Annotated in this window: 22 protein-coding genes; 20 read left to right on the plus strand and 2 right to left on the minus strand. The window is 42.4% G+C overall.

What is annotated here, in order from left to right:
• The first annotated feature begins 7 nt into the window (after positions 1 to 7).
• From fmt to B808_RS04830, 5 genes are read left to right on the plus strand one after another with little or no spacing between them, the layout of a single operon-like run.
• Complete coding sequence (gene fmt / locus B808_RS04810; protein WP_035422237.1) at positions 8 to 952, plus strand: methionyl-tRNA formyltransferase; 945 nt, start codon at positions 8 to 10, stop codon at positions 950 to 952.
• Positions 942 to 2,285 (plus strand): 16S rRNA (cytosine(967)-C(5))-methyltransferase RsmB, encoded by a 1,344-nt coding sequence (gene rsmB / locus B808_RS04815; RefSeq protein WP_035422240.1) that lies wholly within the window; start codon positions 942 to 944, stop codon positions 2,283 to 2,285. Before fmt ends, rsmB begins: the two co-directional genes overlap by 11 nt.
• A complete protein-coding gene (gene rsgA, locus B808_RS04820; protein WP_035422242.1) occupies positions 2,278 to 3,189 on the plus strand; it encodes a ribosome small subunit-dependent GTPase A in 912 nt (303 codons plus the stop codon). Before rsmB ends, rsgA begins: the two co-directional genes overlap by 8 nt.
• A complete protein-coding gene (gene rpe / locus B808_RS04825; RefSeq protein WP_035422245.1) occupies positions 3,186 to 3,845 on the plus strand; it encodes a ribulose-phosphate 3-epimerase in 660 nt (219 codons plus the stop codon). The genes rsgA and rpe overlap by 4 nt, the downstream gene beginning before the upstream one ends.
• Positions 3,846 to 3,853: 8 nt before the next feature.
• Positions 3,854 to 4,498 (plus strand): thiamine diphosphokinase, encoded by a 645-nt coding sequence (locus B808_RS04830; protein WP_035422248.1) that lies wholly within the window; start codon positions 3,854 to 3,856, stop codon positions 4,496 to 4,498.
• 53 nt (positions 4,499 to 4,551) lie between these two features.
• Here the strand turns inward: B808_RS04830 and rpmB are convergent, their stop codons facing one another.
• Positions 4,552 to 4,737 carry a 50S ribosomal protein L28 gene (gene rpmB / locus B808_RS04835; RefSeq protein ID WP_009166625.1) on the minus strand — a complete coding sequence of 62 codons (186 nt, stop codon included), beginning with the start codon at positions 4,735 to 4,737 and terminating at the stop codon, positions 4,552 to 4,554.
• Between the two features lie 192 nt (positions 4,738 to 4,929).
• Here rpmB and B808_RS04840 point away from each other — a divergent pair, with 192 nt between their 5' ends.
• From B808_RS04840 to rplS, 15 genes are all read left to right on the plus strand, one after another.
• Entirely contained in the window at positions 4,930 to 5,292 is a 363-nt protein-coding gene (locus B808_RS04840) for an Asp23/Gls24 family envelope stress response protein (RefSeq protein ID WP_009166626.1), read from the plus strand.
• A 34-nt stretch (positions 5,293 to 5,326) separates the two neighbouring features.
• Complete coding sequence (locus B808_RS04845) at positions 5,327 to 7,024, plus strand: DAK2 domain-containing protein (RefSeq protein WP_035422250.1); 1,698 nt, start codon at positions 5,327 to 5,329, stop codon at positions 7,022 to 7,024.
• A gap of 78 nt (positions 7,025 to 7,102) precedes the next feature.
• Entirely contained in the window at positions 7,103 to 9,133 is a 2,031-nt protein-coding gene (gene recG / locus B808_RS04850; protein WP_035422251.1) for an ATP-dependent DNA helicase RecG, read from the plus strand.
• A 10-nt stretch (positions 9,134 to 9,143) separates the two neighbouring features.
• Positions 9,144 to 10,175 carry a phosphate acyltransferase PlsX gene (gene plsX, locus B808_RS04855; RefSeq protein WP_035422254.1) on the plus strand — a complete coding sequence of 344 codons (1,032 nt, stop codon included), beginning with the start codon at positions 9,144 to 9,146 and terminating at the stop codon, positions 10,173 to 10,175.
• A gap of 10 nt (positions 10,176 to 10,185) precedes the next feature.
• Positions 10,186 to 10,446 (plus strand): acyl carrier protein, encoded by a 261-nt coding sequence (locus B808_RS04860; protein WP_009166630.1) that lies wholly within the window; start codon positions 10,186 to 10,188, stop codon positions 10,444 to 10,446.
• Between the two features lie 81 nt (positions 10,447 to 10,527).
• Positions 10,528 to 11,238, plus strand: coding sequence for a ribonuclease III (rnc, locus tag B808_RS04865; protein WP_009166631.1), 711 nt, complete (start codon positions 10,528 to 10,530; stop codon positions 11,236 to 11,238).
• A 17-nt stretch (positions 11,239 to 11,255) separates the two neighbouring features.
• Positions 11,256 to 14,783: a chromosome segregation protein SMC gene (smc, locus tag B808_RS04870; RefSeq protein WP_035422256.1), complete on the plus strand. Its 3,528-nt coding sequence runs from the start codon at positions 11,256 to 11,258 to the stop codon at positions 14,781 to 14,783.
• A 16-nt stretch (positions 14,784 to 14,799) separates the two neighbouring features.
• Positions 14,800 to 16,062 carry a signal recognition particle-docking protein FtsY gene (ftsY, locus tag B808_RS04875; RefSeq protein ID WP_009166633.1) on the plus strand — a complete coding sequence of 421 codons (1,263 nt, stop codon included), beginning with the start codon at positions 14,800 to 14,802 and terminating at the stop codon, positions 16,060 to 16,062.
• Positions 16,055 to 16,417 carry a putative DNA-binding protein gene (locus B808_RS04880; protein ID WP_009166634.1) on the plus strand — a complete coding sequence of 121 codons (363 nt, stop codon included), beginning with the start codon at positions 16,055 to 16,057 and terminating at the stop codon, positions 16,415 to 16,417. The genes ftsY and B808_RS04880 overlap by 8 nt, the downstream gene beginning before the upstream one ends.
• A 9-nt stretch (positions 16,418 to 16,426) precedes the next feature.
• Positions 16,427 to 17,866 carry a signal recognition particle protein gene (gene ffh, locus B808_RS04885; RefSeq protein WP_009166635.1) on the plus strand — a complete coding sequence of 480 codons (1,440 nt, stop codon included), beginning with the start codon at positions 16,427 to 16,429 and terminating at the stop codon, positions 17,864 to 17,866.
• 82 nt (positions 17,867 to 17,948) lie between these two features.
• Positions 17,949 to 18,227 carry a 30S ribosomal protein S16 gene (gene rpsP, locus B808_RS04890; RefSeq protein WP_009166636.1) on the plus strand — a complete coding sequence of 93 codons (279 nt, stop codon included), beginning with the start codon at positions 17,949 to 17,951 and terminating at the stop codon, positions 18,225 to 18,227.
• 6 nt (positions 18,228 to 18,233) lie between these two features.
• A complete protein-coding gene (locus B808_RS04895) occupies positions 18,234 to 18,479 on the plus strand; it encodes a KH domain-containing protein (RefSeq protein ID WP_009166637.1) in 246 nt (81 codons plus the stop codon).
• A 57-nt stretch (positions 18,480 to 18,536) separates the two neighbouring features.
• Positions 18,537 to 19,052 (plus strand): ribosome maturation factor RimM, encoded by a 516-nt coding sequence (rimM, locus tag B808_RS04900; protein WP_009166638.1) that lies wholly within the window; start codon positions 18,537 to 18,539, stop codon positions 19,050 to 19,052.
• The gene (gene trmD / locus B808_RS04905) at positions 19,052 to 19,798 is read left to right on the plus strand and encodes a tRNA (guanosine(37)-N1)-methyltransferase TrmD (protein ID WP_035422259.1); all 747 of its coding nucleotides are present in this window, start codon (positions 19,052 to 19,054) and stop codon (positions 19,796 to 19,798) included. The genes rimM and trmD overlap by 1 nt, the downstream gene beginning before the upstream one ends.
• Positions 19,799 to 19,908: 110 nt before the next feature.
• Entirely contained in the window at positions 19,909 to 20,268 is a 360-nt protein-coding gene (gene rplS, locus B808_RS04910; protein ID WP_009166640.1) for a 50S ribosomal protein L19, read from the plus strand.
• A gap of 100 nt (positions 20,269 to 20,368) precedes the next feature.
• On the opposite strand, the gene B808_RS04915 is transcribed toward rplS, so the two are convergent.
• Positions 20,369 to 21,199, minus strand: a complete 831-nt coding sequence (locus B808_RS04915; protein WP_035422261.1) for an aldo/keto reductase — start codon at positions 21,197 to 21,199, stop codon at positions 20,369 to 20,371.
• Between the last annotated feature and the right edge of the window lie 165 nt (positions 21,200 to 21,364).

The raw sequence follows: 21,364 nt of genomic DNA on the forward strand, positions 1-21,364 counted from the left end.
AGGTAACATGGCGAAACGAATTGTTTTTATGGGAACCCCAAGCTTTAGTGTTCCAATTTTACAGGCGCTGGCCGACCAGTATCAGATCTTGGGGGTAGTAACGCAACCAGATCGACCCGTTGGAAGAAAAAGACAACTAGCTGCTTCTCCAGTTAAACAGGCAGCAGAAAAGCTTGGGTTGCCGGTTTTACAACCAGAAAAGTTAACGCAAAGTTCCGCAATGGATCAGATAATTGCTTGGCAGCCAGATTTTATTATCACGGCAGCCTATGGGCAGTTTTTACCAGAAAAATTACTTCAAGCTGCTCGTATCGGAGCCATCAATGTCCACGGCTCTCTGTTGCCAAAATACCGTGGGGGAGCTCCGGTTCAATATGCGTTACTTAATGGTGATGCTGAGACAGGGATTACGATTATGTACATGGTGAAAGCAATGGATGCTGGTGAGATGCTAGCTCAAGCTAGTATCCCGATTACACAAAATGATGATACGGGGACTTTGTTTCAGAAACTAAGTCAGGTCGGGTGCGATTTGTTACTAGCGACGCTTCCCAAATTAATTAATCAGACGATTACTCCAGTTGCTCAAGATGAAAGCCAAGTAGTTCTAGCTCCGACGTTAAAACGAGAAGATGAACAACTTGATTTGACGCAACCAGCGATGGTGGTAGATCGAAAAATTCGGGCTTTACGACCACATCCAGGAGCTTATCTGCTCGTAAAGGGACAACGGTTGAAGATCTGGCAGGCAGTTCCGTTGCAAGAAAAAACCACGGCAACACCAGGAACCATTGTCAGTCGTAGTAAGCATGCGCTTTGTGTAGCTGCGGGGCAGGGAACCATTTTGAGTTTGAAAACAGTACAACCAGCTGGGAAACCACAACAAGATATTAGTGCTTATCTGAATGGGCATCAAGAGTTGGTGTCGGGAGGAGAATTGCTTGACAAATAATCAAAAAAATCCTCGTTTCTTAGCGGTCACGACCCTGGAACGAGTGGTTCAAGGAGCCTATTCAAACGTTCAGGTTGACCATGTTATTAAAGAATCAGAACTTAGTGACAAAGATGTTCGACTATATACGAGAATTGTGTATGGCGTTTTACAACACCAGCTAACACTAGATTATTACATTAATCAACTTGTTGCGCGTCCGAGCGAACTTCCAACCTGGGTTCGGGAGTTGTTGGCAACCGCCCTGTATCAGATGACGTACCTGGATAAAGTTCCGAATCGAGCGATCTTCGACGAGTCGATTAAAATTGCAAAACAACGTGGTCATGATGGGATTCGTCGCTTAGTTACAGGTGTTTTACATCACGTTCAGCGGACCGGGGTGCCGCCAATCAAAGCTACGCAGGACTCAGTTACGTATCTGTCGATAACGGCCAGTGTTCCTGAGTGGATTATTAAACGGCTAGTGGCAGAAGTGGGGATAACTAAAACGAAGCGTATTTTAGCAGTTATCAATCAGCCGGCGCGACAAAGTATCCGCGTTAATTCTAAAGTTAGTTCCATGGAGCAAGTTACAACTGAGCTTGAGAAGAGAGGCTTTCAGGTAGCACCGAGTCGAGTCGCTGATCATGCCCTAGTGGTTAGTAACCAAGCAGCAGTTAAGACCGATTTATTTAGCAGCGGAGCGTATACGATTCAAGATGAGAGTGCGATGTTACCGGTACAAGCACTTGCCGTTAGAACGGATGATAATGTTTTAGATACCTGTGCCGCTCCGGGTGGGAAAACGACCCAGATTGCTGAATCGCTAACAACGGGACGGGTGCTGGCCTTGGACCTGCATGCTAAAAAATTACAAAAAATCAAACAAAATGCCAATCGACTTGGAGTGGATAATCAGGTCGAGGTTGCTACTGCTGACGCACGCCAGTTGTCCTCGTTATTAGGTGACAAAACCTTTCAAAGGATTTTGGTTGATGCACCTTGTTCTGGATTAGGTTTATTACGCCGTAAACCAGAAATAAGATATGCAAAGCACCCTGCCGATGTTACAAAGTTAGCGCAAGTGCAACAACAAATTTTAGCGAGTGCTAGTCAGTTTTTACAACCTGGCGGCATTCTAATCTATAGCACCTGTACAATTTTTAAACAAGAAAATCAGGAAATTATTGCTCAGTTTCTAGAGCAACATCCAAATTTCTATGAGGAACGGGTGCCTACGACTTTTAATTTGCTACCGGATCGTGACCAAGCCGCGCTGAGCATTTATCCGGATGACTTTGGTTCAGATGGATTTTTTGTGGCGCGATTAAGAAGGAAAACTCATGAATGAAGTTAAAACTGGTAAAATTCAGCAATCATTAAGTGGTTTTTATGATGTGTTGGTAGGGGATAAGTTATATCGAACTAGAGCCCGTGGTAATTTTCGCAAGCGTGACGTGAAACCACTCGTTGGGGATCTGGTTGAGTTTAGTTCAAATGGTGAAAAAGACGGCTATATTCGATCGATACTTCCTCGTAGAAATGAATTAGTTCGTCCTCCAATTGCAAATACTGATCAGGCAATTGTCGTGACTTCCATTGTTGAACCAGAATTTTCCGATATTTTATTGGATAAAGAGTTAGTTGCACTTGAAAAAGAACACATTTCACCACTGCTCTTTTTTTCAAAGCTTGATTTGGTAGCTCCTGAAACCCGGGCGCACTTTCTCACTAAAATTAACCAGTATCAGACGCTGATTGGTTATCCAGTTTTTTTAGCTGATGCAGACGATGTTTTAGCGCAGCTGCGGGCGCGATTAACCAAAAAACAAACCGTTGTTTTGGGTCAGACTGGAGCGGGGAAATCAACGCTGCTAAACCAATTGGAGCCCGACCTGCGCTTAGCTACTGGTGAAATATCCCAAGTTTTAGGACGAGGGAAGCATACGACTAGAAAAGTTTCTTTGCAGAAGATTAATCATGGTTTAATCGCTGACACACCCGGATTTTCTTCATTTGATACTTTGAATATTTCTGTCAAAGTACTAAAAAATTATTTTCCAGAGTTTGTAAGAGTTGCGCCCCAATGTAAATATCGAGAGTGCCAGCACATAAATGAGCCACAATGCGCTGTTAAGGCAGGGGTTAAAAATGGTACAATTTTACAGAGTCGGTATAAAAATTACGTACAAGAATACCAAACGTTGCAACAACAAAAACCGGTATATCGCAGGAAGAAAGGGAGTCAGTCATGATTAAAGTAGCCCCATCAATTTTAAGTGCTGATTATATTAATTTACAGCAATCAATTGAAACAGTTGATCAAGCGGGAGCAGAAGTACTGCATATTGACGTGATGGATGGAATGTTTGTTCCAGCGATTTCATATGGTCCCAATTGGGTTAGTGCAATCCGCCCAATTACAAACATGGAACTTGATTGTCATTTAATGATTGAAAATCCCGAACGCTATGTTGAAACTTTTGCAAAAGCTGGAGCGGACTTGATTGGTGTACATGTCGAAGCGACGCCACATATTCATCGGGCGCTCCAATTAATTAAAGCCGCTGGAATTAAAGCCGAAGTTGTACTAAATCCTGGGACGCCGGTCAGTATGATTGAACCAGTCCTCTATTTAGTTGATCAAGTCTTGGTGATGACGGTTAATCCAGGTTTTGGGGGACAAAAATTTTTGCCAGAGATGGTTACCAAAATAGCCGAATTAGATCGTTTGCGAGCTGAAAATGATGCCTACCATTATCAAATTGAGATTGATGGCGGAATTAATGATCAGACGGTTCAGCCTGCCTATGACGCAGGAGCTGACGTTGCTGTTGCTGGTTCATATGTATTCAATGCCAGTAAGCCAGCTGCCAAAATTGCCGCACTTAAATCAGCCACTAACCACTAGGTTTCGAAATGAAAATAGTCAATTTATTAAGTGGGGGGCCTGCAGCTAATTGGCCCACAGATATCGCCAGTCAGTTTCAGCAGGGAGTAGCTGTTGGCATTGATCGGGGCGCCCTGTCGCTACTAAAGATGGGAATCTCGCCTCGTGCCGCCGTTGGTGATTTTGACTCGGTCTCTGCCTCAGAATTTCAACAGTTGCAAAATCAAATCAAAACAATTTTTCGCTCAGAACCAATCAAAGATGAAACTGATACAGAACTGGCTCTTCAGTTTGCAGCTCAAACCTACCAACCGGATCGATTTAGACTTTTTGGCTTTTCTGGAGGGCGGTTGGATCAGCTCCTAACGAATCTTTTGATGGTGTATAAACCAGCAATTCGACCATTAGCAAATCGCTTGGAGTTGATCGACCGCCAAAATTGGGGACGTTTTTATCTGCCGGGCACCCATCAAATTACCAAAGTCCCCGGAATGAAATACCTGGATTTTGTCGCCTTAGAACCATTAGTATTGTCATTGCCAGATGAAAAATATCAGTTGGATAGCTTTTCGGTGAAACATCCGACGTCTTTTTCGTCAAATGAATTTTTAACAAATCAGGCTAGTTTTACTTTTGATCGGGGAATCATGCTGGTATTACAAAGTTGTGATTAAAAAAAGAATGGAACTGCATCATGCAGTTCCATTCTTTTTTAATGTTATTAAGATTAAACTCGTTTGAATTTTCCAGAACGTAAGGTTCTAGCACTCAACCAAACGCGCTTTGGTTTGCCGTCTACTAAGATACGGACTTTTTGCAAATTGGGCTTCCAGCTCCGACGCGATGCGTTTAATGCGTGTGAGCGTCGGTTCCCAAAGTGGGTTCGTTTGCCAGTTAAATGATCTTTAGCCAATGTAATCCCTCCCTTGCTGAAATAAAGCGTATCAAGCTATATTGTAAATTTACCACAGCTCTGCTTGAAATGCAAAGATTGTTTCAAGCAATATTACTTGACAGTTATGGAGTGGGAACTTTTTGGCTTATCGGTTATAATATGTTAAGATTGAGTATCGTAATTATAGGCATAATAAAGGAGTTGCATGTGATGACTGTAAAGATGAACACTCAGTACGGATTGATCAGCATCAATAATGATGTAATTGCAACCGTCGTTGGTGGAGCCGCGACTGATAATTATGGAGTCGTTGGCATGGCCAGCAAAAACCAGTTAAAAGATAATATGAATGAAATTTTGCGACGTGATGCCTATTCGCGTGGCGTTGTTGTACGACAAATTGAAGACCAAATTCAAGTTGATGTTAATATCATTGTCAGTTATGGCACCAAAATTTCTGAAGTTTGTCGTACGGTTCAAGATAAAGTTAAGTACAATTTGGATTCGATGCTGGGCATCACTGTTGATGCAGTTAACGTGATTGTTCAAGGTGTTCGAGTTTTAAACGACTAATGGTGCTTGAATTATAAAGGGAGATTAGATAATAGTGTCAGTAACTAAGATTACTACTAAAGAGTTCGACCAAATGGTTCAAGCGGCAGCGGTCGTGCTAAAAAATAATGCGGAGTTTATTAACTCACTAAATGTTTTTCCAGTGCCAGACGGTGATACTGGAACCAATATGAATTTATCCTTTGCAAGCGGAGCTAAGTACGTCGCTGCTTCCTCTACCACAAAGATTGGTGAACAGGCTCAAGCATTAGCAAAGGGCCTCTTGATGGGTGCTCGTGGCAATTCTGGTGTTATTTTATCTCAGATTTTTCGCGGTTTTTCCAAGGATGTGGCTGACAAGACAACGCTCTCAACCGTTGATTTTGCTGAAGCGATCACGGCAGGCGCCAAAACAGCCTATCAATCAGTGATGAAGCCAACGGAAGGGACGATTTTAACTGTTATTCGATATGCCGCCAATGCGGGACAGCGGACTGCTGAGAAAACTGATAATCTTTCCGAAGTTGCTGATGAAATTGCGAAAGCAGCAGATTTAGCGCTACAGAAAACGCCAGATTTATTACCAGTGCTAAAGCAAGTTGGAGTGGTAGATTCAGGCGGACAGGGTCTGGTATTTGTGCTACAAGCGTTTGCTGATGTGCTTAACCAGCGACAGCCTTCTAATGATGTTCGGGCTAAGTTTAATGTTGAATCTAATAAAATGGATCAACTAGTTAATCAAGACCATCATGAAAGTGCGCAGGGACAACTAAATCCTGCCGACATTGTTTATGGATACTGTACGCAGATGACAGTACGTTTTGGTAAGGGCAAGGCGGCTGATAAAAAATTTGATTATGACATCTTCTATAATTATTTGGCACCGTTAGGGGATTCCTTATTGGTAATTAATGATGATGAAGTGGCAAAGGTTCATGTGCATACTGAACAACCAGGGAAGGTTTTAGCTTGGGGACAGCAGTTTGGTGATCTTGTAAACATTAAGATTGATAACATGAGAGATCAGCAAGCGACGATTATGGAAACGGATGCTACTGATCAGCCAAAGCAACAACCTGAAAAAAGTGAACAACCTCGTGATCTAGCTATAATTGCAATTGTAACTGGTCAAGGAATGGAAAAATTGTTCCGCAGTGTGGGAGTAACCTCCATTATCAGCGGGGGACAAACTATGAATCCTAGCACCGAGGACATTGTTAAAGCTGTTAATCAATCACATGCCAAACAGGCATTGGTATTACCAAACAATAAGAATATTTTTTTGGCAGCCGAACAAGCGGAAAAGTTAACTGATATTCCAATGAAGGTTGTTCATACTAAAACGATTCCACAAGGACTGACAGCCATGTTTTCGCTTAATCCCGAGGCTAGTTTAGTTACTAACCAAAAAAACATGGATAGTTCTTTGGAGATGGTCAAAAGTGGTCAATTGACGGCAGCGGTACGTGATACGCAAATTAATGGTTTTGATATCAAAAAAGGTCAGTACATGGGCATTATTGATGGTGAAATCCAAGTTATCTCTGATGAGCTCGATGTTGCCGCTACTAAAACAGTTAAAAAGATGTTGGATGCTGATAGTGAGAATGTAACCATCATCTACGGGCAAGGGGCTAGCGAACAAGATGCTAAGCAGATTGAAGAATTTGCCCTGAAGCAGGATTCGGAGCTTGAAGTTGAAATCCATCAAGGAGACCAGCCAGTTTATCCGTTGATTGTTGCAGTGGAATAACCAGTCAGCTAGTTTTATTTAAAAAAAGCGGCTAATTCCCTTGAATTAGCCGCTTTTTTAGTGACAGGGGGTGAAGGAATGCAATCAATCGATGATCCAGTTGCAGCTCTCAAGGGCGTAGGACCCAAACGAAGCATGGCTTTGCGCGATTTGGGGATTATGACCGTTTTTGATTTATTAACATACTATCCCTTTCGATATGATGATTTTAAAATTCAAAATCTTCACCAGCTACATGACCAGCAATCCGTTACTTTGAAAGGTACCATTGCGAACTCTCCGACGGTTAATTATTTTGGAAAACGACGAAATCGGTTATTATTTCGTTTGCAAGTTGGAAAAGATATCATTCCGGTTAGTTTTTTTAATCAAGCGTGGTTAAAAAAACAGTTACAGCCAGGCGCTGAGGTATTAGTTTATGGGAAAATTAATACTGCCCGCATGACAATGACGGGGATGAAAATCATTCAACCACAGCAGCAAACAGGTCTTCAAGGGATCTATCCGGTGAATCGACAAATCACCCAAAAACAACTGCGAGATTTGATTCAGACCACATATTCTGAATATCGGAATGTGATTGTGGACTTTGTTCCGACTAAAATTAGGGAAAAGTATCGTTTGGAACCGTTGGCGACGGTCATCAAGTACTTGCATTTTCCAAAAAATGAAATTGAAATCCAAACTGCTCGTAGAACCGCTAAATTTGATGAATTTTTTCTGTTTCAGATGCGACTGCAAACGGCAAAACATCATCGAAAACAAACCCCTAAAGCCCAAATTATGACTGATAAATTAACCCTCCAACCATTTTTAAACCAGCTTCCGTACCAGTTAACAGCTGCGCAACAGCGTGTGGTCTCAGAAATTGTTGCTGACTTACACCGCCCATTTCCAATGAACCGTCTGTTGCAAGGAGATGTAGGAAGTGGCAAGACGATTGTTGCAGCGATTGCGATTTTAGCAACCGTCCTGGCTCATAAACAGGCGGTCTTATTGGCTCCAACTGAGATTTTAGCAGAGCAGCATGCGAATGGCTTGGCGCAATTGTTTGCCAATCAGCCGGTTAGAATAGCATTGTTAACTGGTGATACGGCTAGAACTGCTCGCAATCAGTTATTACCACGAATTAAGAGTGGTGAAATCAATGTCATCGTGGGGACTCACGCGCTCTTTCAACCAACCGTCAAATATCATGAACTTGGCTTAGCGGTAATTGATGAACAGCATCGATTTGGTGTAAACCAGCGTCGCGAGATGCGGGAAAAGGGACCTGCAACTAATGTTTTATCGATGACTGCTACGCCGATTCCACGGACGCTGTCGATTACTGCTTATGGAGAAATGGATATTTCGGTGATTGACGAGCTCCCGGGGGGACGGAAACCCATTAAAACGACTTGGATTCGAAGCAACCAACTGGATTCCATGCTGCGATTTGTTAAAAAGAAACTGCAACAAAATCAGCAAATCTATGTAGTTGTGCCATTGATTGCTGAGTCAGAAGCGGTAGACATGCGAAACGTCCAAGATACATATGAAACCTTTCAGCGGGCGTTTGCAGATGAATATCGCGTAGGACTATTGCACGGACAGCTAAAAGATGCAGAAAAAAATCAGGTGATGGCTGATTTTAAAAATAATCAGCTACAAATTTTGGTGTCAACAACGGTAATTGAAGTTGGAGTGGATGTTTCCAATGCCAGTGTTATGGTGATTTTTGATGCTGATCATTTTGGTTTGGCGCAACTCCATCAGCTTCGAGGACGAGTCGGACGCGGAAGTCAGCAGTCGTATTGCATTCTGATTGCTGACCCTAAAAACAAGGTTGGAACGGAACGTATGAATGTTATTAGTGCGTCAAATGACGGTTTCTTTATTGCACAAAAAGATTTAGAATTAAGGGGTCCTGGGGATCTTTTAGGGAAACAACAATCAGGGTTGCCAACTTTTCAAGTTGGTGATCCGATTGCAGATGTTAAAATTCTGAGTGTCGCCCAAACCGTTGCCGCACAGATTACAGATGATCAACAATGGACGCGCCAACCTGAAAATCAGCATTTAGCTACACGACTTTCAACTTTAAACAACAATACTGCATTTGATTAAGGAGTTTTTTATGATTAGATTGGCTGTTGATGCCATGGGTGGCGATCACGCCCCCGAGGCAATGGTAGCAGGAGCCGAACTGGCTCGCGATCAGCACCAAGACCTAGAAATTTTATTGTTTGGTGACGAACAGCAGTTGCAAGCGCAACTGAAGGATTCAACTCGGATTAAAATCAAACCGACGACAGAGATGATCACCATGGAAGACGAACCGGTTCGAGCTGTAAAGGGCAAACGCGATTCTAGTATCGTGCAAGCAGCGCTGGCAGTGAAAAATGGCGCGGCGGATGCCCTTGTTTCGGCTGGAAGTACTGGAGCACTGATGGTGGTGGGGCTATTAATGATTGGACGAATTAAGGGAATTGATCGTCCTGGTTTAACCGTTACGATGCCAGTGATCGATAATGAAATCGGATTTACGATGATTGATGCTGGTGCAAATGCTGATGCAAAGTTAGATAATATTCGTCAGTATGCAACACTCGGTACCTTTTATGCTGAGAATGTACGCAAAGTAAAACATCCGCGGGTTGGCTTGATTAATAATGGAAGTGAGGCCGACAAGGGTGATATCGCTCATCAAAAAATGCATGACATGTTAGTACAGATGGGTGAAAATGGTGAAATTAATTTCATTGGAAATATTGAATCGCGGTACCTGTTGAATGGGGTGGCTGATGTGGTCGTGACCGATGGCTTTTCTGGAAACGTTGCCTTAAAAGCTACCGAAGGCAGTGCTTTGGCAGTGATTAATATGCTTAAAACAGGTATTAAAACTAGTGGATTACGTGGTAAACTTGGAGCACTCTTGCTAAAACGACCATTGCAAGCAATTGCCAAAAAAATGGACTATACGCGCTATGGCGGTGCCGTCCTGTTAGGATTACAATCACCGGTGATTAAGGGTCACGGTAACAGTACTGCTAAGATGTTTAAAAATTGCTTAGATCATGCTTATGAGATTGCTTCCTCTGGGTATACTGAGGCGGTTAAAGAATATCTACTTAAAAGTGCTGTGACAAAGCAGGCAACAGAAAAATAGGAGGCCAATTATGGACGAAGCACAGGTTTTTCCAAAAGTGGCGAATTTAATTAGTCTAGATTTTAATATTCAAAAAGATCAAGTACAAGGCACCACCAAATTTAGGCAGGATTTGGGAGCCGATTTTGTCGACTTAGCTCGGTTTATCGTTGAAATTGAAGATGAGTTTGGTGACGTAGTTCCAAATGATAGTGCTGAAAAGATTCAAACGGTCCATGATTTAGTGACATTAATTGTTACAAATACTGCTACTAAGCCAAAGAAAAAATAAAGAAAACTCCATCGCAACTGATGGGGTTTTTAATTTAATGCTATACTATGCATTAAATATGCATGAAGGAGAGGTTGCGTTGTGCAAAAGGAATTTGATGATATGTTGGCTCAACAATATGGAATTAAATTTAATGATGAAAAATTATTAGATGAAGCCTTTACCCAAGCTTCATATGTGAATGAACATCCCGATCAGGGACTCAAGTTTTATGAACGATTAGAATTTCTAGGTGATGCAGTTTACCAACTGGTAGTTTCAGATTATATTTTTGAACGGTATCCGGAGATGCCTCAAGGTCGATTGACTCGGTTGCGAGCAGCAATGGTTAACCGGCATAGTTTTAGTCGCTTTGCGCGCGAATGTAATTTTGAAAAATATATTCGATTAGGTAAAGGTGAAGAAAAAGCCGGAGCCAGAAATCGTGACTCACTTTTATGTGATATTTTTGAATCATTTATTGGGGCAGTCTATCTTGATCAAGGTCTCGCCACGGTCCAGCACTTCTGTCAACTAGTAATTTTCCCGAAACTGGATGAAGGCTGGTTTGACGAATTTTTCGACCATAAAACTGAACTACAAGAAGCTATTCAAATTAACGGCCCGGTAGCCATTGACTATCAATTGCTAGATGAGGATGGTCCGGATAATGATCGCCAGTTCAAAGTGGTCGTAGTCATTAATCAGGAATCATTGGGGACAGGTGAGGGACACTCGAAAAAAGCTGCCGAGCAAGCTGCTGCCAAGGCAGCCCTTGATAAATTAGGAATTCAGGATCAAAAATTGCAGTAAGTTGCGGGGAATTTATTTTGAAATTAAAATCAATTCAAATTGCCGGATTTAAGTCCTTTGCGGACCCAACCACCATTAATTTTGAGGCAGGACTGACGGGGGTTGTAGGTCCAAATGGTAGTGGTAAGAGCAATATCATTGAAGCAGTTCGTTGGGCACTAGGCGAACAGTCGGTTAAAAGCATGCGTAGTAATCGGATGAAGGATGTCATTTTTTCTGGTTCAAAAAATCGTCATCCCTTGAATCGAGCTGAGGTCAGCTTGCTGTTTGATAACTCTACTCACTGGTTGCAATCAGATTTTTCCGAAGTAAAAATTACTAGAAAATATTATCGTAGTGGGGAAAGTATTTATTTACTTAATAATCGCGAGTGTTTGCTCCGCGAAATTAACCAACTGCTGTTAGATACTGGTCTGGGAGAGGGCTCTCTTTCAATTATTTCACAGGGAAATGTCGATGCAATTTTAGATGAGAACTTGAATCAGCGCCGGGCGGTAATTGAGACGGCTGCTGGTGTTTATCGATATAAAAAACAAAAACAAGAATCTAAAAATCGACTAGCAGAAACCCAGGCGAACGTGGATCGCATTACAGATATTGTGAATGAGCTACAAAAACAATTGGGTCCTCTTGAAAAGCAACAGGCGACGGCAGCAATATATCTGCAACAACAACACGAGTTGCGAAAACTGCAATATCAGCAATTACAAGTTGCTACTTCGGCGGTAGAACAACAGCAACGACAGTTACAAGCACAGACAAAGATGACCGAGCACCAGCAAAATCAACTTGTTGCTGACGTAAAAAAGCTTCAGCTACAAAAACAAACGCTATCCGAACAAGCCAGCGACCACCAACAGCATTTGGATGATTTACATCAACAACAGTTGGCAGAAACCAAGTTAGTTGAAGAAGCACAAAGTCAGCAACGCTTACGCCACCAACGGCGTCAATTTTTATCAAAACAACAAGCCGAGTTACAAGATGCAGTAGCAACTAGTAAGCAACAGTTGGAGCAGGTTCAAGCAGTGCGACAGCAACAACAGGTACAATCTCAGCAGCAACAGCAGGAGCTAGAGCATTTGAAGGGCAAGGTGACTGCGCAGCAACAACAGCTCCAACCGCAACAGATTAAGCACTTGGAACAAAAATTAGCAGATACTCAGCAAGCTTACATTGTAATCATGCAAACGCTGACCAAGAAGGAAAATGAGTTACAAAGTCTAGATAAAGCAGCACAGCAGGATGCTGCAAACCACAAAGCTCAGACCCAGAAGCTTGCTTTAGTTAAAGAAAAACTGCAGCAGGCGCACAGTAACTATCAGGATAAAGTACAGGCGCACAGTAAACTACGTCAGCAACTACAAACTGAAGAAACTCAGCTTGCAGAACTAGAGACACAACGTGATTCATGGGTACATGAACAACAACGGTTAGAACAACAGCTTCTGGCTAAGCAGCAGGAGTTTCAACAACAGCGGGCTCAGTCACAAAATTTACAATCAATTGTTACTGGTCATAAGAATCTTTATCGAGGAACTAGGAGTCTGTTAGCACATCGGACTCAGCTGCCCGGGGTTTTAGGCATTGTAACTGATTTTCTCAAGGTCCCCAAGCAGTACGTTACAGCAATGGAAACGGCACTTGGAAGTGCCCTGCAGCAAGTAATTGTTGCCGATGTTGCAGCTGCCCAAGCTGCCATTCGGTTTCTAAATCGAGAACATCAAGGACGAGCAACCGTATTACCTAAAAATGCACTGCGAGTTCGTTTATTAGCTCCTACTGTTGCTCGTAAATTACAGAAACAGCCGGGGTTTGTCGGAGTAGCAAGCGATCTAGTCGACATGCCAGCAGATTTAAACCAAGTAAAGCAACATTTACTTGGGAACGTAATTATTGCAACGGACTTGGCCCAAGCCACCAGTATCAGCAAAGCAATTGAACACCGCTATCGCGTGGTTAGTTTGAACGGTGATGTTGTTAATGCGGGGGGCTCAATTACTGGTGGAAAAAATCAGCAAAAAACAACGGGTTTATTGCAGCAACGGGAACAACTCCAGCAATTGCAGCAGCAGACGCAAACATTACAAACGGCAGTTCGCCAAGCTGAAACTGACCTAACAGCATTTCAAACTCGCCAGCAACAATGGCAAGAAACTCGAGAAGCCAAATTCCAAGCGGCTGTCAAATTACGGTCGGAGGTTGAGATTGCCAAAGCTGCCGTGGTTCAGCAGCAACAGTTAGTTCAGCAACAAAAGCGCGACTATCAAGCGGTAAAATTGTTATTACAGAATCAAACAACAACGGACCAGGCAACCAGCCAACGCGCTCAGCTGGTTTTAGAAATCAATGATTTAAAGGAGCAGCAGCTAAAACAGCAGTCCTTGACTAAAGAACAACAGCAGCAGTTGAGTACCAAGCGGACGGCGTTAGCTGAACAACAAGCTCAATTAAATACAACTAAACAACAGCTGATGCTAGCCCAGGAGCGTTTCCGTCAGTTGGAGCACGACCAACAACAACGAACTCAGCAACAACAAGCGCAGCAACAACAGCAACATAATTTACAACGTCGCTTACAGGATTTGACGAAGGAGCTCGAACAAATTAGAGCAACGCCAGATCCCCAAATTGCTAAACTTCAGCAGGTGATTACTGACCTTGGAGTGCAACTTAAGCAGGGAAAAGCTACCATCGAAATGCTACAAGCACAAGAACATGATTTAGAGAAAACGATCGATCAACAACAGCAGCTTCTGTTACAGACCGGGGAACAAAGACAACAACAGACGCAGCAATTGAAAGAAACCAAGCAGCGACTTCAAGCTCTCCACGAACAGCAAACAGAGTTATCGCAGAAAATGGACGAATTGCCAACCAAACAGGTTGATTCAACACAACTGACCACTAAAATTAAGCAATTGAAAACTCGCCTGACGGAGCTTGAACCAGTTAACCTAGGGGCAATCCAAGCTTTTCGTGAAACTAAAAAACGGATGGATTTTATGCAGTCCCAGCTTGATGATTTGTTAGTTGCTCGACAAAAATTACTGTCAGTTATGAATAAGATGGATCAAACCGTTAAGGAAAAATTCAAAGCAACCTTTATTGCGGTGGCACAGGAGTTTAGTCAGGTTTTTCGTGAGATGTTTGGGGGCGGAGAGGCCCGATTAGTATTAGAAAACCCAACTGAAATGTTAACCACTGGCATTGATATTAAGGTTCAACCTCCGGGGAAACGTTTTCGGAGTCTTAATTTATTGTCGGGTGGTGAAAAATCGCTCACAGCACTGGCACTATTATTTGCGATTATCCGAGTTCGAGCTGTACCGTTTGTAATTCTGGACGAGGCAGAATCGGCACTCGATCCAGCTAATGTTGATCGGTTTGCGCGCTATATGAAACAACTTAAAGCCCGCACACAATTTATTGTAATTACTCATCGGAAAGAAACGATGATTTATGCTGACCAGTTGTATGGAGTTACAATGCAGGATTCAGGAGTTTCCAAACTAGTAGCGGTTGATCTGAAGGGTAGTAACTAAATAAGGAGCAATGATAATGGGATTGTTTGATATTTTTAAGAAAAAAAATAGCACGGTCACACAGCAAGAACAGCCAGTTGAAGCTGATTCCAAGAGCCAGGGCACACCAGTATCATCAGAAAGTGAAGCTGACAGTGTCAGTACGACAAAATCAACGAGTACTGAAGTTACAGCTCCTGCAGAATCTGATTCTAAGACCGCAGCTCAATCTAGTGAAAAGCTTAGTTCGGCGACTAGCCAAAGTACTTTCGGATCACAGAGTAGCCAAACTACCAGTCAAAGTACTAGCGAAAGTTCTAGCGTAGTTGAGAGTCAAAGTGAAAGTAAACCGAAAACAACAGAAAAAACCTATGAGCACGGTCTTTCAAAATCGCGGTCTGCTTTTGGTCAACAGCTAAATCGGTTGTTTGCCAGTTTTCGCTCAGTTGATGAGTCATTTTTTGATGACTTAGAAGATACCCTGATTCAAGCAGATGTTGGCGTAAAGATGTCAACTCAAATTAGCGATGAATTACGTGACGCTGTTAAGTTAAACAATCTTAAGCAACCGGCAGCGGTTCAAAACTTTATCGTTGAGAAGCTAATTGAAATGTATGACGATTCTACCGCCAGACAGCAGGAATTAACGTTAAATCCTGATGGTCCAACAGTGATTTTGTTGATTGGGGTGAATGGTGCTGGCAAGACGACGACAATCGGGAAATTGGCAAATCAATATCGCGTAGCTGGTAAAAAAGTACTAGTCGCAGCGGCTGACACCTTTCGAGCGGGAGCAATTGAACAATTGGATGAATGGGCTCGTCGTGACCAAGTTGATATTGTGAAAAAGCCTGAGGGAAGTGATCCAGCTTCTGTGGTGTATGATGCAGTGGAACGGGCTAAACGCGAACACTATGACATTTTGTTTGTTGATACGGCTGGTCGGTTGCAAAACAAGGTTAACCTGATGAACGAATTGGCTAAAATGAATAAGATTATTCAACGTGAGATTCCTACGGCTCCACAAGAAGTTTTACTGGTAATTGATGCCACTATTGGGCAAAATGCATTATCACAGGCCGAACAATTTCAAGGAGTTGCAAAAATTACTGGAATTGTGCTGACTAAGCTTGACGGGACGGCTCGCGGTGGGATTATCTTAGCCATTAAGAGCGAACTAGGAATTCCCGTTAAATACGTTGGGCTTGGAGAAGGAGTTTCAGACCTGCAACCTTTTGATCCCCAGGAATTTGTTGATGGTTTGTTTAAAGGATTATTAAAGGAACCAACCCATGAATAGTGAACAATTTGATGTTAAGTTAGCCAAAGATAATCGGATTAATGCACTATATGAATTTTACGGACCACTATTAACAGCAAAACAAGCTGCCTATGTGAGCCAATATTATGCTGATGATTTGTCGCTTGGAGAAATTTCTGAAAATTTTGCGGTTAGCCGGCAGGCAGTTTATGATAATCTGCGACGAACCGAACAAACGTTAGAAGACTATGAGACTAAAATGCATTTGTATGCTAAATTTCAGGCACGTAGCCAGATTCTAGACCAGTTACAACGGGAAATCGACGTAGATTCAACTGTGAGTTCCCGGGTGATTCCATTGATTAAACAATTAGAAAAAATTGATGAGGAGTAGGAGACAACCATGGCATTCGAAGGATTAAGCGAGCGATTACAAACCGCCTTTAGGAATCTACGCGGCAAGGGTAAAATTAGCGAAGCAGATTTGCGAAGTACGATGCGGGAAGTCCGTCTAGCATTGCTTGATGCTGATGTAAACTTTGCGGTGGTTCGAAAATTTGTAAAACAGGTTGAAGAGCAGGCCAACGGAGAAAATGTTTTAGAGGGATTAAACCCCGGACAACAAATCATTAAAATTGTCGATGAACAATTGACGGAAATGATGGGGGGAGCGACCACTGAATTGACCACGGCACCCAAGATTCCAACCATTGTGATGATGGCTGGATTGCAAGGAGCCGGTAAAACGACCACCGTTGGGAAATTAGCGCGAAAACTAAAACAAGAAAAGCAAGCACGACCATTACTGATTGCAGCCGATGTTTATCGACCCGCTGCCATCGAGCAACTGCAACAAGTGGGAGCGCAAATTGATGTTCCCGTTTTTGCTGAGGGGACGGATGTTGATCCGGTTCAGATTGCTATTGATGGGGTTAAAGCAGCTCAGGCTAATCACAATGACTACGTTTTTATTGATACCGCGGGTCGGTTACAAATTGATGATTCATTGATGGATGAATTGAAAAAGATTAAAGCAGCTGTTCACCCAACGGATACCTTACTGGTCGTTGATGCAATGACTGGACAAAATGCGGTTCAGACAGCAGAAGGTTTTAACGACGCGCTCGATATTACGGGGGTAATTTTAACTAAATTAGATGGTGATACCCGTGGTGGTGCAGCACTTTCAATCAAAGCGGTCACAGGCAAACCAATTTTATATACCGGACAGGGAGAAAAGTTAGCTGATTTGGATGTTTTCCATCCTGACCGAATGGCTTCACGAATTTTAGGAATGGGTGATGTGCTTTCGTTAGTCGAAAAGACGCAGCAGACGATTGACGAAAAGAAAGCCCGCCAGCTAAATGAAAAAATCAAAGAGAATTCTTTTGATTTTGATGACTTTGTCGATCAACTTGAACAGTTGCAGCGCATGGGATCGATTAAAGACCTGATCGGGATGATTCCAGGAATGGCAAATAATCCCGCCTTGAAAAATGTTGACATGGATCCGCATGAGCTTGACAAAATCAAGGCAATTATCTATTCGATGACTAACCAGGAACGTGAGAATCCTGATCTCTTGAACCCGTCTCGGCGTCGTCGAATTGCTCGCGGTTCGGCGCAACCAATTCAAACCGTTAACCGGCTGATCAAGCAGTTCAATGAAATGAAAAAAATGATGAACCAGGTTTCAAATGGAAACATGGGTGGCATGGAACAAATGATGAATGCAACTGGGATGAGTAAGGGGATGGGAAAACTTTCCAATTTAGCGATGAAACGCATGAGTCGAAAAATCAAAAAAAACAAGCGCAAACGAACTAAGAAACGCAAAAAATAACCTGTAAAGAAAAAACCTTTACATTGGGGTAAAAGCCTGTTAAAATTATGAGCGTGAAGAAATTTGATAGGAGGTGGCAAGAATGTCAGTAAAAATTCGTTTAAAACGTATGGGATCAAAGAAAAACCCATTTTATCGAATCGTGGTAGCCGATTCACGGAGTCCTCGTGATGGTCGTTTTATTGAAAATGTTGGGACTTACAACCCACTAAAAGAGACCGAACAGGTTACTTTGAAGGCTGATTCGATTATGGATTGGTTACAAAAGGGTGCGCAACCATCCGATACGGTGCGTAACATTTTATCGAAAGCGGGAATCATGAAACAACTTCATGAGGCTAAACTCGCAAGCAAGAAATAATTAATCATGATAAATTTTGATAATTTAATAATGACAATCGTTAAACCATTGGTTAAATTTCCTGACGAAGTTAACATTCGCCATCGGGAATCACCTGAGTTTCACGAATTTATTCTGTCAACCAATCCTAAGGATGTCGGCCGAGTAATCGGGAAACATGGGCGAGTCGCACAAACGGTACGAGCACTGGTTTATAGTGTTCACGTACAAGATGATAAGCGCGTAAAATTAATCATTAATGATGGTAAATAGCAAAAACTCTCACATAAACCTAGGTTTTAGTGGGAGTTTTTTGAGATAGGTGAACAAATGAAATATCTTGAAATTGGCGAAATCGTAAATACACAGGGTTTACGCGGCGAAGTTCGAGTCCAAGTAATTACGGATTTTGTTGCACAACGGTTTCAAATTGGGGCCGAAGTGACAGCTTTTCCTAAACAGGGCAAACCGGTAGTACTGCAAATTGATGGAATGCGTCGGCATAAGCAGCTTGTAATCCTCCATTTTTCTGGGTATGATTCCATCAATGATGTTGAGTTTTTAAAGCCAGCACTCTTAAAGATCCGTATGGATCAGCAGGCCAACGACGAATTAGAGCCAGGGGCTTATTACTATCATCAAATTATTGGATTACCAGTCTATGATTTAAATAATCGGAAGCTGGGGCAGGTCAAAGAAATTTTGGATCTAGGTCCCAATGATGTCTGGGTTGTAGAACGCCCTGATCAATCAGACTTGCTGTTACCAAAAATTGATCAGGTAATTAAACAGGTCGATTTGGAGCAAAGTCGGATTGTGGTTGATTTATTAGAAGGATTAGAATAATGAAAATCGATATTTTAAGCCTTTTTCCAGAGATGTTAAACGGTCCTCTGCATGATTCCATCTTAGGTAAGGCGCTAGATCGTGATTTACTACGGGTGGCAATCACTAATTTTCGTGATTTCTCGACTAATAAACACCATAATGTTGATGATACGCCTTACGGAGGTGGAGCTGGCATGCTTTTACAACCGCAACCAATTTGTGATGCGGTGGTCAGCACGCAGGAGACAGCTGAGCATGAAGGCTATTCAACCGGCCGGGTAATTTTAACGGATCCTGGTGGAAAACGCTTTGATCAGCAGGCGGCAGCAGAGTTAGCCCAAGAAGACCATTTAACCTTCTTGTGTGGTCATTACGAAGGATACGATGAGCGCATTAAGCAAGTTGTCACTGATGAATATTCAATTGGTGATTATGTTTTAACGGGTGGTGAGTTGCCAACTCTGGTAATGATTGATGCCATCTGTCGATTGTTGCCGGGAGTTTTGGGGAATGAACAGTCGGCGGCTGATGATTCATTTTCACAATCATTGTTGGAGGCACCACAATATACTAGACCAGCAGTTTTCCGTGGGCAGGAGGTTCCAGCAGTATTACGAAGCGGTGATCATCAGAAAATTGCCGCTTGGCGACTTAAAGAATCTATCCGAAAAACCTACTTGAAGCGTCCAGATCTAATCCACGAACAACAGTTGTCTGAACAAGCAAAACGATTTTTAGCAGAAATTAGAGCAGAAAATTTGTAAGATCTTTGCGTTTAGATTTTTAATATGATATTATTGTGTTTAGTTGTAAAACTAAAATCAACAGTATTCCGCTGTCGTGAAGATAAGAATGCTAGTTAGGAGAAGAGAATATGCGCCAGAATCAATTAATCGAAAAGATTAACCAAGCACAGCTTCGTTCTGATATTCCTGATTTTCGAGCTGGAGATACTGTAACGGTTTCCGTTAAAGTGGTCGAAGGTGACAATGAACGGTTACAGGATTTCACGGGGGTTGTAATCAAACGTCGTGGGGCCGGTATCCAAGCTACCTATACGGTTCGTAAGATCAGTAATGGGATTGGAGTTGAGCGGATTTTTCCTGTTAACTCACCACGAGTTGATAAAGTCGAGGTTATTCGCCACGGTAAGGTTCGTCGTTCGAAACTTTACTACCTGCGCGACCGGCAAGGAAAAGCTGCTCGGATCAAACAATCATTCAAAAAACGTTAAAGAGTACTTTTGTATCAATATTTGTAAAACGTCCTATCTATACGATAAGACGTTTTTTTGTATAAAAAAAGACTAGCACTTTGCTAATCTTTGGTAAGCTTTAAAATTCTTCGTAGCTAGCAGGATCCTGTTGGTGAGTGCGTCCATCTGGTTTGCTAAGTTGATTAATCCGCTCCATGTCGTCTGGGGTAAGCGTAAAACTAAAAATGTCCAGATTAGTTAGTTGTCTGCTTGAATGGATTGCCTTGGGAATCGGAAGCACCCCTAGCTGTAGATCCCAGCGTAGTATTATTTGCGCCACGCTAACTTTATATTTATCAGCGATTTGGTTTAAGACCGGGTCTTGTAACATAACACTGGCTCGTCCCAGCGGACTCCAGGCCTGGGTGAGAATTTGATGCTGTTCATCATAAGCACGTTGCGGAGCCTGGTTAAAATAAGGATGAAGTTCAATTTGGTTGATTTGGGGGAGCACGCCAGTTGCTTGTTGGAGCCGGTCAAGATGTTCTGGCAGGAAGTTACAGACTCCAACGGCACGGACTAGTCCAAATTTTTGGGCATCCAGCAGGGCTTGCCATGCTTCGACGTACTGATCTCTCTTAGGATTGGGCCAGTGTAGCAGGTATAAGTCAAAATAATCCAGCCGGCTACGGTAGAGTGATTCTTGAATAGCAGTGATAGCTTGGTCACGGTGATAATACCGTCCAGGGAGTTTGGAAGTAATGGTAAGCTGGGAGCGTGCTATATCAGCATTTTGAAGCGCTACGCCGAGGGCTCCCTCATTTTCATAGTTGTAAGCACTATCTATGAGTCGATAACCGTTGTTAATCGCGGTTGTAATCGCCCGAGCTCCGTTAGTCCCAGTTAATTTATAGGTTCCAAATCCAATTTTTGGTAGTTGCATGCCATTTTGTAATTGATAGTATTCCATGATGAAACCTCCCTGTTTTTATTATAGAAGTTTACGGCGTAGTAAAAAATAAGATTCAATTTGCTATAGGTTAATTATATAATAGAATTATCGAAAATAACCGTTATTGGATAATTAAGAGGTCTAAAATAATGAAGACAGACAGACAGACAGACAGACAGACAG

It is taken from the genome of Fructilactobacillus florum 8D (genome assembly GCF_000512295.1).
Lineage (GTDB): Bacteria > Bacillota > Bacilli > Lactobacillales > Lactobacillaceae > Fructilactobacillus > Fructilactobacillus florum.